The sequence below is a fragment of the Streptomyces sp. NPDC052236 genome (assembly GCF_044548015.1).
Lineage (GTDB): Bacteria > Actinomycetota > Actinomycetes > Streptomycetales > Streptomycetaceae > Streptomyces.
The window spans coordinates 279179-291286 of sequence record NZ_JBIUBL010000001.1 but is presented as its reverse complement, the minus strand read 5'-3'; the positions used below and the strand labels follow the sequence as shown (position 1 = coordinate 291286).

General features: G+C 68.9%; 13 protein-coding genes and 1 pseudogene. 7 read left to right on the top strand and 7 right to left on the bottom strand.

Annotated elements, in window-relative coordinates; translation table 11 throughout:
• Positions 1-57: 57 nt before the first annotated feature.
• Positions 58-642 carry a TetR/AcrR family transcriptional regulator gene (locus ACIHCQ_RS01395; protein WP_399656619.1) on the top strand — a complete coding sequence of 195 codons (585 nt, stop codon included), beginning with the start codon at positions 58-60 and terminating at the stop codon, positions 640-642.
• A 178-nt stretch (positions 643-820) separates the two neighbouring features.
• Here the strand turns inward: ACIHCQ_RS01395 and ACIHCQ_RS01390 are convergent, their stop codons facing one another.
• From ACIHCQ_RS01390 to ACIHCQ_RS01380, 3 genes are all read right to left on the bottom strand, one after another.
• A complete protein-coding gene (locus ACIHCQ_RS01390; protein ID WP_399656617.1) occupies positions 821-1297 on the bottom strand; it encodes a 4-oxalocrotonate tautomerase family protein in 477 nt (158 codons plus the stop codon).
• Positions 1298-1420: 123 nt separating this feature from the next.
• The gene (locus tag ACIHCQ_RS01385; protein WP_399656615.1) at positions 1421-2047 is read right to left on the bottom strand and encodes an NAD(P)-dependent oxidoreductase; all 627 of its coding nucleotides are present in this window, start codon (positions 2045-2047) and stop codon (positions 1421-1423) included.
• A 26-nt stretch (positions 2048-2073) separates the two neighbouring features.
• On the bottom strand, positions 2074-2922 hold the full coding sequence (locus ACIHCQ_RS01380; protein ID WP_399656613.1) for an oxidoreductase: 849 nt from the start codon (positions 2920-2922) through the stop codon (positions 2074-2076).
• A gap of 72 nt (positions 2923-2994) precedes the next feature.
• On the opposite strand from ACIHCQ_RS01380, the gene ACIHCQ_RS01375 reads away from it, so the two are divergent.
• A complete protein-coding gene (locus ACIHCQ_RS01375; protein ID WP_399656611.1) occupies positions 2995-3660 on the top strand; it encodes a DNA-binding response regulator in 666 nt (221 codons plus the stop codon).
• A 676-nt stretch (positions 3661-4336) separates the two neighbouring features.
• Entirely contained in the window at positions 4337-5839 is a 1503-nt protein-coding gene (locus tag ACIHCQ_RS01370) for an ATP-binding protein (protein ID WP_399657546.1), read from the top strand.
• Between the two features lie 49 nt (positions 5840-5888).
• On the opposite strand, the gene ACIHCQ_RS01365 is transcribed toward ACIHCQ_RS01370, so the two are convergent.
• Positions 5889-6107 carry a hypothetical protein gene (locus tag ACIHCQ_RS01365; RefSeq protein WP_399656609.1) on the bottom strand — a complete coding sequence of 73 codons (219 nt, stop codon included), beginning with the start codon at positions 6105-6107 and terminating at the stop codon, positions 5889-5891.
• Positions 6108-6254: 147 nt separating this feature from the next.
• Between ACIHCQ_RS01365 and ACIHCQ_RS01360 the strand changes: the two genes are divergently transcribed.
• Positions 6255-6410: a hypothetical protein gene (locus ACIHCQ_RS01360; protein WP_399656607.1), complete on the top strand. Its 156-nt coding sequence runs from the start codon at positions 6255-6257 to the stop codon at positions 6408-6410.
• Between the two features lie 333 nt (positions 6411-6743).
• On the opposite strand, the gene ACIHCQ_RS01355 is transcribed toward ACIHCQ_RS01360, so the two are convergent.
• Both ACIHCQ_RS01355 and ACIHCQ_RS01350 read right to left on the bottom strand, forming a co-directional pair.
• The gene (locus tag ACIHCQ_RS01355) at positions 6744-7430 is read right to left on the bottom strand and encodes a response regulator (RefSeq protein ID WP_399656605.1); all 687 of its coding nucleotides are present in this window, start codon (positions 7428-7430) and stop codon (positions 6744-6746) included.
• Positions 7427-8641: a sensor histidine kinase gene (locus ACIHCQ_RS01350; protein WP_399656604.1), complete on the bottom strand. Its 1215-nt coding sequence runs from the start codon at positions 8639-8641 to the stop codon at positions 7427-7429. The genes ACIHCQ_RS01355 and ACIHCQ_RS01350 overlap by 4 nt, the downstream gene beginning before the upstream one ends.
• Before the next feature lie 132 nt (positions 8642-8773).
• Between ACIHCQ_RS01350 and ACIHCQ_RS01345 the strand changes: the two genes are divergently transcribed.
• Positions 8774-9685 (top strand): ABC transporter ATP-binding protein, encoded by a 912-nt coding sequence (locus tag ACIHCQ_RS01345; protein WP_399656602.1) that lies wholly within the window; start codon positions 8774-8776, stop codon positions 9683-9685.
• Positions 9682-10527, top strand: coding sequence for an ABC transporter permease (locus ACIHCQ_RS01340; protein WP_399656600.1), 846 nt, complete (start codon positions 9682-9684; stop codon positions 10525-10527). Before ACIHCQ_RS01345 ends, ACIHCQ_RS01340 begins: the two co-directional genes overlap by 4 nt.
• A gap of 345 nt (positions 10528-10872) precedes the next feature.
• Here ACIHCQ_RS01340 and ACIHCQ_RS01335 read toward each other — a convergent pair.
• A pseudogene (locus tag ACIHCQ_RS01335) lies at positions 10873-11060 on the bottom strand (IS5/IS1182 family transposase); the annotation flags it as partial.
• Positions 11061-11781: 721 nt separating this feature from the next.
• Here ACIHCQ_RS01335 and ACIHCQ_RS01330 point away from each other — a divergent pair.
• Positions 11782-12048, top strand: coding sequence for a hypothetical protein (locus tag ACIHCQ_RS01330; RefSeq protein WP_399656598.1), 267 nt, complete (start codon positions 11782-11784; stop codon positions 12046-12048).
• The last annotated feature ends 60 nt before the right edge of the window (positions 12049-12108 follow it).

Below are 12108 nucleotides of genomic sequence, written 5' to 3'. Positions count from 1 at the left end.
TAGGTGTGGATCACGGTAGACTATGACGGCCGTTATAGCCAGAGGGGAAGTGTGCAGGTGCCCAAGAGCAGCACGCCGTCGCGCGAGCGGATCGTGGCCGGTGCCGCCGACATGATCAGTCGGCGCGGGCTGAACGCCACGAGCATTCGGGAGATGGCCAAGCACGCCAAGGCGCCGCTCGGCTCGACGTACCACTACTTCCCCGAGGGCAAGCAGCAGCTGGCCACGGAGGCCGTCCGGTTTACGGGCGAGTGGGTGGCGCGGAGCCTGCGCAAGGAGCTGGAGGCGGGCCCGGCCGCAGGGCTGCGGGCGTTCCTCGCGCTGTGGCGGACGATCGTCGTGGAGAGCGACTTCCACGCCGGCTGCCCCGTCCTGGCGGTGGCCATCGAGGAGCCTCCGGCCGACGGGATCCCACCCGCCCTGGCGGCCGCGGCCGAGGTCTTCGAGCAGTGGGAGGATCTGCTGGCCGCCTCGTTGCGAGAGCGCGGCGCCGGAGCCGAACAGGCCGCGCAGCTTGCGACGCTCATCGTCGCGGCCGTCGAGGGCACGGTGGCCATGTGCCGCGCCAAGCGCAGCACGCAGCCACTCGACCGCACCGCCGAGCAGCTCCAGGCGCTCATCACCGCAGCGATCAAGGACTGACGAGCTGGGGTGAAGCACGGGGCAGGCGACAGGCGGATTCCTTCGGGGTAACGGACTTCGTGCCATTGGTCAACTGGTCAACGGAATGCCGCGCCCGTACCCCCGAGTCGCTCGCGCAGAGCGCGTCAGCCCGCGCGTCCGCCCGGCTCGGCAAGGTCGGACGTACGCCGGGCCCGGGTCACGCACCCAGCGCGGTGCGGACGGCCTTGGCCTTCTCCTCGGTGAACACGCCGGTGTCGAGGAGGGAGAGGACGGACAGCACGCCGCCGCGCGAGCCCCAGCTTCCTTCGTCGATCACGCGGAAGTTGACCCACCAGGCCGGCGACGGTTCGGCGAGCCCGCAGGCGTCGGCCATCGCGGCCAGGACGCGCTCGATGACCTCGGCCCGGACGTTCTGCCGCCAGTCCCCGTCCATGACCGTCACGTCGATCATCATGACGTCGGCGTCCGGGACGGCGTCCGAGAGGAGCCGTCCGCCGATGGCCATCGTGTCGCTCTCGCGCTCGACGAAGTGCACCTGGAACCCGACCCGCGCAGCCGGGGCGAACTGCCCGACCTCGGGCACGAGCACCGCGTCCGTCAGCGTCTCGGCCAGCTTGCGGCGTTGCTCCAGGCTCAGGCGTCCCTTGGCCGTGTTCGCGGTAATGATCGTCACGGCATCCTCCTATGACGGTCGTTATGGTGAGCTTCAGGCTACACCTGCATATAACGACTGTCATAACCGAGAGGCGTGAAGACGCCACCTCAAAGATGGGCGGGCGGTGGGGCTGGAGAGCGCTCAGTCGGAGATGACAGCGGTGCGGTGGATCCACTCACTCCCGTGTGCCGCCTGGTGGATGAAGGCGGCGACGTCTGCCCGGCTGATCGTGGGGTTGCCCTTCATCGGCAGCCGGTCACCGGCGCGGTATGTGCCCTTGGCGGGGCCGTGGGTCAGCCGGGTCGGGTAGACCAGCGTCCAGTCGAGCCCGCTGGAGCGGATGCTCTCGTCGGAGATCTCTTTGTTCGCGTAGACCGACCGCAGGAGCGTGCGGTATATCAGCTTCTGCGGGCCGCTCGACCACTCGATGGTGTGGCCGACACCGAACGACGACAGCCACACCAGGCGGGAGACGCCCACTTCCTTGGCCGCGGCGATCACGGCCGCCGAGGAGTGGGTGAAGAGGTCGTCGGCAACCACCGACTTGCCTCTGCCGAGGGCGGCGACGACAGCGTCCTGCCAGGCTATGGCGGCGGAGACGTCGCGCTGGGAGGTCGCGTCCCCGGTGACCACAGTGACCTGATCCGCCAAGTCACCGAGAGCCGCAGGGTTACGGACGAAGACGGTGACCTGGTCACCTGATCGCAGGGCCAAGTCGATGACATGACGGCCGGTGGGGCCGGTCGCACCGAGAATCAACAGCTTCATGACAGCGGTGCCTTTCGTGTACGGGGTCAGGCGAGGTCGGCGAGGTCTTCCTCGGTGAGGGTGATCGCGGCGGCGGCCATGTTGTCCGCCAGGTGGGAGAGCGCCCCCGTGCCCGGGATGGCCAGGGTCACCGGGGAGGAGGCCAGCAGCCAGGCCAGGCCGATCTGGGGGACGGTGGCGCCGTGCCGGGCCGCCACCGTGGTCAGACGCTCGTCATCGAGATCTCGACCGCCACCAAGCGGGAAGAAGGGCACGAAGGCGATGCCGGACTCCTCGCAGGCGGCCAGAAGGTTCGCGTCGTCACGCTGGGCGGCGTGGAACTGGTTCTGCACGGCTGTGACGGGTGCGATGGCGCGGGCCTCAGCGAGATGCTCGCTGTCGACGTTGCTGATCCCGAGGTGACGGATCAGTCCCTCTTCACGCAGCGCCGCCAGTGCCTCGAAACGTTCGGCGAGCGACTCGCCGTGCGGGGGTGTCATGGACCCGATGCGCAGGTAGACCAGGTCGAGGCGGTCAAGGCCCAGGCTTTCCAGGTTGTCCTCGACCAGGCCGCGCATGTCGGCGGCAGTGCCGTGGGAGAAGCTGTCCTGCCGGACGATGGGGCCCACCTTGGTGGCGATCACCAGGTTGGACGGGTAGGGGTGCAGGGCCTCGCGGATCAGGGTGTTCGCACGCACCGCGCCGTCGTGGCTGAAGTAGAAGTCGGCGGTGTCGATGTGGTCGACGTCGAGTTCCACGGCGCGGCGTAGCACGGTACGGCCGGCCTCGGGATCGCGGGCGGGACCGCCCATGCCGTCCTTGGACGGCAGGCGCATGGCGCCGAAACCGAGCCGGTTGACGTCCAGGTCGCCGCCTATGCGGAATCTGTTGCTCATGGGCTCAGCCTGCAAGGCCCGGACTCCGCCGACGAGCCCGTGGCATTTTGCTGCCAAAGGCACAATGGATGTATGTCGCAGATCATGGTGCTCCGCAGTGATCTTGAGCTCTGGGCACGGCTCAAGCCCCTGACGGAGTCCGGGGGCGCGGAATGGATCAATGTCGCCCGCGACCTGGACACCTGGCCTCGCGCTCGTGAGGCCGCACGCCTGACGATGCGCCAGGACGGAGCGCGCCAGGCCCGCAAGCTGTACAGCCCAGCGGTGCTCGCCGACGAGCGCGACCGGGAAGCCCTGAGCGAGATGGCTGCCCATGGCATGCAGATTCGGATCGCAGCCACCCCGATCCCCCAGGGGACCTTCATCATCGACCGGCGAACCATGATCCTCACCGACCCGGTGCCCCCCGCACCGGCCGCTCACAGCCACCGCACGTACACCATGAGCGCCGCGCCGGCCCTGGTCGGCGGGGTCTACGCGCTGTTCGAAGCCGCTTGGGAGAGCGCCGTCGACCTCGCGGCCTTCTTGGGCTCGGAACGGCCCCGCATCGACGCCCAGACCAGCAGGGTCCTGCGCACCCTGGGCTCCGGCATCACCGACGAGGCAGCCGCACGGGAACTCGGCATGTCACTGCGCACCTACCGCCGCCGGGTCGCGGAACTGCTCGTCGCTCTCAACGCGGGCTCGCGTTTTCAGGCGGGAGTACGCGCGGGCGAATTGGGCCTGGCCCGCGGGTGACCGACGTGACGCTGGGCCAGATCCCGTGCACAGTTCAACAGCGCATAACCGAAGTTCGATGGCCACCGGATAGTCCCCTGGCGTGACGGAGGCTACATGCTGCGCTGCGCTGGCTGTCGGGACAGGTGCACGACGGGCCTGACCGGGAAGACCGGGTCGGGCCCGTCGTGCAACGCGCAGCCGGTGTCGTCAGCGGCGTGGTCGCTTACGGACCTTCGCCGGGATCAGCGGCCCGGTGCGCGTGCTGCCGAAGGCGCTGCGAGGTGCGGTGCCATGGCCTGGCGGTCGCCAACCTTCCCGCCTACGCCCCGCCCCCGGAACCCGCCCAGGCCAACCGCCTCACGGAGGTCTGGACAGCAAGGAAGCCCCGGGTCATTGACCTGGGGCTTTCATATGGAGCGGGTGACGAGAATCGAACTCGCGCTCTGAGCTTGGGAAGCACCGGCGCTTCCAAGCTCCGCAGGCCGTGTGAGCTGCGGATATGTGCTGGAAGAGGCATGGCCGGCCGTGCGTCTTGGCACCCTGATTGACCGCTCTGAAGGTCATGGATAGGGCACGGCTGTCATGCCGGGCCGACTGGCATGGCCAGCCCCTCCTGGGTGACCTTTGTGTGTGTTCTGTTAGGAGTACACTCCTTTGGGGTGTACTCCTAAGGAGCTCGCAAGTGCAACGTCATATGCGTCCGGGCAAGCCGTCTCATGTCTTCGACCGTGGTGCCGAGTGGGAGGGTCTCTCGGCCTTCGTGGACCGGCCTTTGCCGTATGCCAAGCTCGGCATCGTCAGTGGCAGGCGGCGCATGGGGAAGACGTATCTGCTGCGCGCTCTGGTCGAGCGGCATGGGGGCTTTTACTTCGGGGCCACGGCGGGGACGGAGGCGGAGTCGTTGCGTCAGTTCGCTGCGGCCCTCGCCGATCACGTGGGGTCCCCGGTTCCGTTCTCGTTCGCCACATGGGACGACGCGATCTCCTACCTGTTCGGGCTCGCCGCGCCCCGACATGGGGAAGCGCCGCTGCTCGTGGTCATCGACGAGTTTCCGTACCTGGCGAAGACCGCCCCTGAGCTGCCGTCCCTGATTCAGCGGGAGATCGACCGTTTCCAGGTCGAGGAGAGCCGGATGCGGCTGCTCCTGTGTGGATCGGCGATGTCCGTCATGGGTGGTCTACTCGCGAGCACTGCGCCCTTGCGGGGGCGAGCACAGCTGGAGCTTGTCGTGCGCCCCTTCGGATACCGGGCGGCCGCCGAGTTCTGGGGGGTCACCGACAGTCCGGCTCTTGCGGCTCGGCTCCATGCCGTGGTTGGTGGCACGCCGGCGTACCGGCGGCAGTTCCTGGCCGACGACGTTCCTGGCAGCCTGGAGGAGTTCGACGACTGGCTCTGCCGTACGGTCCTGTCTCCTTTCAGCCCTCTCTTCCGGGAGGCGAGGTATCTCCTTGCCGAGGAGGCGGACATCCGGGATACCGCGCTGTATCACTCGGTCCTTGCCGCAGTGGCTCAGGGCAACACCACGCGGGGTGGGATCGCGGGGTACATCGGCCGTAAGTCGGTGGACATCTCGCACCCCCTCAACGTGCTGGAGGACAGTCACCTGCTGGTGCGGGAAGCGGACATCTTCAGGGCCGGGAAATCGCAGTACCGCATCACTGAGCCACTGATCAATTTCTACGCGGCCGTGATGAGGCCCTCCTGGGCCCGCCTGGAGGCCGGCCAGGCGTCGGACGTATGGGCACAGTCGGCGGAGCGCTTCGCAGCCCAGGTCGCCGGGCCGCACTTCGAGGCGATGTGCCGGGAGTACGTCCTCGGGCCGGGGCGGTCCCTGCTCAGCTCCGCGTTGGGTCAGGTCGGCGGCGGCGTGGTGACCGACCAGGCCGCACGGCGGCAGATCCAAGTCGATGTCGCCGTGGTCGAACCCGGATCGGGCGGTAAGAAGCAGGCAGTGCACATGCTCGGCGAGGCGAAGTGGGGCACGGCCATGGGAATGAGCCACCTGGAGCGGCTCACCCGGGCGCGGGAACTCCTCGCCGGACGCGGCATGGACACCACCCAGTGCGCGCTCGCTTGCTTCAGCGCCGCAGGCTTCAGCGATGCGTTGCGTGCCGAAGCAGCACGTGGGGACGACGGTGTCCTGCTCGTCGGCTTCGACGAACTCTACGGCTGGGCGGTCCCTCCCCCGCCCCGCTGATAGACCAGTGTTCCAACGGCCCCGGGGGTGCCGCGCTGCCATGTCTCGATCACTCCGCGGGGAGAGACGTCACCACCGCCGGGCAGGTTCTGGTAGCCGGCTGCACTGCTCCGGAACCGGTGATGAGGTAGATCTGAGCGGCTGAGAGCGTTCCGTCCAGTGCGGTCAGGGCGTTGGCGGAGGTCTTGCAGTCTGTGGCGTTGCCCCACCGCCGCGTGAAGTAGTCGTTGAAGCGGCTCAGGCCGCCGCCGTTGTAGAGGGCCCTCATGGCATCGACAATGCTCGCGTCGCTTCGCACGGCTTGGGCGAGAAGGTACCCGTCGGCATCCTCGGCAGGCGTCCACCGGCCCAGACCGTGACGTCACTCCGTTCACGGCAGCCCGACCTCGCCAACGCTCTCAGTCGCAACACACGCATGTCAGCGCGCATCCGCCGGCTGGAGACGAAGCTCTCGAACCTCATGGGCCCACCGGGCATGGAGCCAGTCCGGCTGGAAGCGCCAGCGGATATCGACAACCTGCAACGCAGGATCGTGGAGCTGGAACAGACCATCGCCGACGCCCGTCAGTAGCTCGAAGAATGTACCGACGAGCTGGAGGCTGCCCGAGCCGCGCATCGCGAGCTCACTCGGCACTGAACCAGCCGACGGCATCTCCCCGCCAATGAACCCGTGGGGCGGTGAGGCTTCGGGCCGCTGCCCCACCTATCAGCGTGAGCCCGCCCGAGTGGACGTCACTTCCTCGACAAGTACGCCACCAAGACCTCCGTCGACTCGCGCTCGGCCGTGATACGCGCCGCCATCGGACTGCTGCGCGCCTCCCCGGAGGAGAACTGTGCGCCGGCGTGGCAGGACTGGGCGCAGCAAGAGGATGCGGCGGGCCTGGGTGACCACGACGACCGGTGCTCAGCGGGGCAGTGTCACCAGGCCCGTCTCGTAGGTGAGGATGACCAGTTGTACGCGGTCGCGGGCGTCGAGTTTGGAGAGCAGTCGCGTCACGTACGTCTTGACGGTGGCCATGCTGATGACCAGCTCGGCCGCGATCTCGGTGTTGGACAGGCCGCGTCCGATGAGGGTGAGGATCTCGCGTTCCCGGTCGGTGATGCCGCCGAGTCGCTGCGGCGCGGGAGCGGGAGCGGGGGCGGGGGCGGGAGCGGGGGCGGGCTCGCGCCGTCCGGCGAACTCGGCGATCAGTCGGCGGGTGACGCTCGGCGCGATCAAGGCGTCCCCGGCGGCGACCACCCGGATCGCGGCGAGGATGTCGTCCAGCGCCATGTCTTTGACGAGGAAGCCGGACGCACCCGCCCGCAGCGAGGCGTAGACGTAATCGTCGTCGTCGAAGGTAGTGAGCACCACGACCCGCGTCTGTCCAGGGCCCGCGGTGATCAGGCAGGTGGCCTCGATGCCGTCCATGCCGGGCATGCGGATGTCCATCACCACCACGTCGGGGTGCAGTTCCTCGGTCAGCCGGACCGCCTCGGCGCCGGTTCCCGCCTCTGCGACAACCTCGATGTCGGGCGTTTCGGAGATGATCATCTCCAGGGCGGCCCGCACCAGCGGTTGGTCGTCGGCCAGCACGACGCGGACGGTCATCGCGTTCCTCCTGCCACGGGCAGCCGGGCCGAGACGTGGAAGCCGCCGTGGGGCCGGGGTGCGGCGTGGAACTCGCCGTGCAGCAGGGCGACCCGCTCGCGCAGTCCCGCGAGGCCGTAGCCGCTGCCCGGGGTGCTGCTGTGGCCGCGGCCCCGGTCGGTGATCTCTATGGCCACCTCGTCCTCTTTCCGGCAGTCGATGGACACCTGGCAGGAGCGGGTGTCGGCATGGCGCACCACGTTGGTGACCGACTCCTGGATGATGCGGAAGGCCGCCAGGTCGATCTCCGGCAGCAGCGGGCGCCGCTCGCCGTGCCACCGGACGTCGACGCGCAAGCCCGCGGACGCCGTCGCGGCGGTCAGCCGGTCGAGGTCGGCCAGGCCCGGCAGACGGTGCGGCGGCGTCACCTCCGCGCCCGCGTCCTGATCGGCCTGGCGCATGGCGCCGAGCATGCGGCGCAGCCCCGCCAGCGTCTCCCGCCCGGCGGCCTCGATCTCGGTCAACGCGTCGCGCGCCCGGTCCGGCCGACTGTCGATGACCCGCCGCGCCGCGCCGGCCTGCAGGGCGACGATGCCGATGCTGTGTGCCACCGTGTCGTGCATCTCGCGCGCGATTCGCAGCCGTTCGGCGGTGACCGCCTGCGCGGCTGTCTGGGCACCCAATGTCTGGGCGTGCTCCCGGGACTGACGCATCGAGCGACCGGCCAGCCAGGCGATGAGGGCCACCAGGAGGCTTCCGTCCGAGACGCCGATGGTGGTGCCCGTGTGAAACAGGCCGCCGCCCATCTGGGGAGCCATGGCCAGATGGGCGAACAGAACGCCGACCACCATGGCCGCGGCGGCGCGCGATGTCCGGCGCGGGTAGGTGGCCGTGATCAGGCAGAGCGCGACATCGACCGCCAGGAGCGCGGCCGGTGGGAGCTGTACTCCGGATCGCCACGCGTTCGACACGGCGATCGAGGCGGTGATCAGCAGGACGAGGGCCACAAGCGGTCGACGGCGCAGCAGGGCGCTCGCGGCGAAGGCCATGACGGTGGCCAGGGAGATGAACGCCCAGTCCCGGTGCCCCGTTCCGCCACTCATGTAGGAGGGCTGGCCCGTCCTCCCGCCGAGCACGACGGAGGGGTACGCCACCGAAGCGCACCAGGCCAGGGCCGTCCACGCACCTGGTGACACGCGCTTCAGCAGGGGCAGGGCTGGCGTCATGGACATGCCGTGATCGTAACCAAGCGCACTCCTGCGGGCATCGGACCACGGGTGTACAACCAGGGTCGACGGGTGCGGCGAACGAGTGTCAGTGCTGGTCCGATGCCCTGCCGGGCCCGCCGCGGCACCGTGGACTTTGTGATCGAAGTCGACGAACTGACGAAGCGCTACGGCCGCACCACCGCCGTCAACCACCTCACCTTCACCGTGCGCCCCGGACACGTCACCGGGTTCCTCGGCCCGAACGGCGCCGGTAAGAGCACCACCCTGCGCATGGTCCTGGGCCTCAACGACCCCACCAGCGGCACCACCACCGTCGACGGCCGCCCGTTCCGGGACCGCCCGCGCGGCCTGCGCCATGTCGGCGCGCTGCTCGACGCGAGCGACGTCCACGGCGGGCGCAGCGGCCGCGCCCACCTACGCGCTCTGGCCCGCAGTAACGCCATCCCGCGCAGCCGGGTGGAGGAGGTGCTGCGCGAGGTCGGGCTGGCCGGTGCGGCGAACCGCCGGATCGCCGGATACTCGCTCGGTATGAAGCAGCGGCTCGGCATCGCGGCGGCGCTGCTCGGTGATCCGCCGGTGCTGCTGTTCGACGAGCCGCTCAACGGGCTGGACCCGGAGGGTGTGCTGTGGGTGCGCGGCCTTTTCCGCCGCCTCGCGGCCGAGGGGCGGACGGTGTTCCTCTCCAGTCACCTGATGAGCGAGATGGAGAACACCGCGGACCAGCTGATCGTCATCGGTCGCGGCGAACTGATCGCCGCCAAGAGCGTGGCGGAGTTCGCCGCCCGCGCCACCCGGCTGGCCGTGACCGTCCGTACGTCCGAACCCACCACGCTGACGGGCGTGTTGACCGCCGCAGGCGCCGCGGTACAGGCCGGCGACGATGGCACGCTCACCGTGACCGGTCTCGACGCGACCCGGATCGGTCAACTCGCCCTCGAACACCGGCTCCTGCTGCAGGAGCTGACCGCCCGTACCGCCTCCCTGGAGGAGGCGTTCATGGAACTCACCGCAGACAGCGTCGAATACCTCGCAGGAGAGCACCGATGACCACCCTGACTCCTGCCGCGGACGCACCCCGGACCGTCACCGAACCCCGGGGCCGGTTCCGCGATCTGCTCGCCGCCGAGTGGATCAAACTCTGGTCACTGCGCTCGATGCCCTGGGTGCTCGGCCTCAGCGCCCTGGTCATCATCGGCGCCAACCTCAAGTCCGCGACGTACACCTACGACCACTTCGCCGTCGGCGACACCGCGTCCATGTACGTGCAGACAGCGCTGAACGACTCGTTCAACATGATCGCCGCCGACATCCTCATGATTGCCGCGGGCAGTATCGGCGCCATCGTGATCGTCAGCGAGTACGCCACCGGGATGATCCGCACCACCCTGGCGGCCGTCCCCGACCGCCGCGCGGCGCTGCTGGCCAAGGCGTGCGTGCTGACAGCGGTCATGCTCGGCTACGGCACCCTCGTCGCCGGGACGTCGTTCGGCCTGACCCAGGCAATCCTGTCCGGACGGCACATCGGCCTGTCGATCACCCACCCCGGCGCCCTGCGGTTCGTCGCGGCCGCCGCACTGTTCGCCCCCGTCTGCGCCCTCATCGGCATGGGCCTGGGCGTCCTGATCCGGCACACCGCGGCCACCGTGGTCGCCACGCTGCTGGTGCTCTTCCTCCTGCCCGCGTCCTTCAACGACACCTACCGGTGGTCGGCCGCCGTCTCGCACGCCATGCCGTTCACCGCCTGGCGACGCCTCGCCCAAGTCGACATGACTGACGTCCTTGTCTCGCCATACCCAGCGACGGTCGCCGGAGCCTGGCTCACCTTCGCAGCCTGGCCTCTCATCTCGGCCGCGATCGCAACGATCGTCGTCCACCGCCGAGACCTGTGAGACCCGCGCCCATGACGCCCAGGTCGGGCCCGCGTCAGCGGCCGCTGATGCGGGCCTTCTCAGCGGCGAGTCGGTCGGGCGTCACTCTCGACGCCTCCTCACACTTGCCGCCCGGCGGGAGGACGCCTGCCGGCATTCGGTCCATCGCAGCCCCGACGTGGTCTGGTTGGGCCTCTTGGTGTCTTCGCTGATGCGGGCCATCGTCAGTCCTGCCCGTGTCCGGTGCCTGCGATGTTGCTCCGCCAGACCGCCAGACCGCCAGACCGCCAGACCGTCGGACCGTCGGATGGCAGGGCGATGGATCGCCTGCGGGCAGCTGGCCGAATCAGCACATCCCGGCCAGAGGCCGTTGATCTTCTTGCCCACGTCGTAACCGCAGGAGTCCTTGCCGACGGTTTCGGCGGCCTTCACGCTCTGGGAGGTCAGCACGGTGGCCACCGTCCTGGGACCTTGCCCATCTCGCAGAGGATCCGGTCGGCGAGATGGTCGCGGATCTATCCGACAACTCCGGCGGCCGTCCAGCGGGCCATGAAGCAGCCTCTCACCAGGCCAACGGGGGCAGGACTGGTCGACCGTGTCGGAGCTGCCCCGCTGTGCTTTACCGGAGTCCGTTTTACAGTCGCAATCCCCTTGGGCTGGGCGCTGAAGTTCGCTGAATCGTGCCTCGCGCCAGCAGATAGGGCTGGTGGAGGGCTGGGTGAACCAAAAATGGTCTAGACAACAAGGAAGCCCCGGGTCATTGACCTGGGGCTTTCGTATGGAGCGGGTGACGAGAATCGAACTCGCGCTCTGAGCTTGGGAAGCACCCAGTACGTCAGGGGCGATGTGGCCTCTGACCAGCGAAAAGGTGCTGACGTACGCTGCTTGCCGATGGTCTGGTGACTCCTCTGTTGACCGCTGGTTACCCCTGTGACTGGCACGTAGTGGCACGGGCGGTTCCTGCGCCTGCTCATGAGGCCCTTGAAGCGCGGTCCAACGTCGTGGGCGTATGCACAGGAGCGGTGCTTGGGTTGTGGTTCCCGGGAGGGATCAGCGCTTGCCGGGTGTGCGACATTCCGTGGTGCGCCACGAGGCGCTATGTGCATTCCGCCCCCGAGGCCGTCCGGCTGCTCTGCGACCGGCACCGCGGAGTCGGCGCCGACGGACTGCTCTTCGGACCGCTGGATGCGCCCCGGGGCGAGCCCGGCCGGCGCTTGTCGGATTCGGCGGTGGCCCGCAGAAGGCGACAACTTTCAGGATGGCACTCCGTAGCAGGTGACGATCGCGGCGGCGCGGTTGCGCAGGGAGTTGCGCAACCACTGCGGGGCCAGGGCCTCCGCGCTCATGGCGAGCTGCCACAGCGCCCATTCGGTGTGCCTCGAATACAGCCACACCGCCACCGTCCCCGCAGGTACGGAACTGGTGCTTATCGCGGGTCAGTACGGATCAGGCCCAGACGGCGCGGTTGTCTCGACCGACTTCACCGAGCAGGTGAAGCAGACGTTCCGCGACATCGGCGTCGCTCTTGCGGCGGTTCACTAACGCGGTGGCGTAGCAATGCGAACGGGCGCCATCGGACACGAAGGTCCGGGCAACACGTCG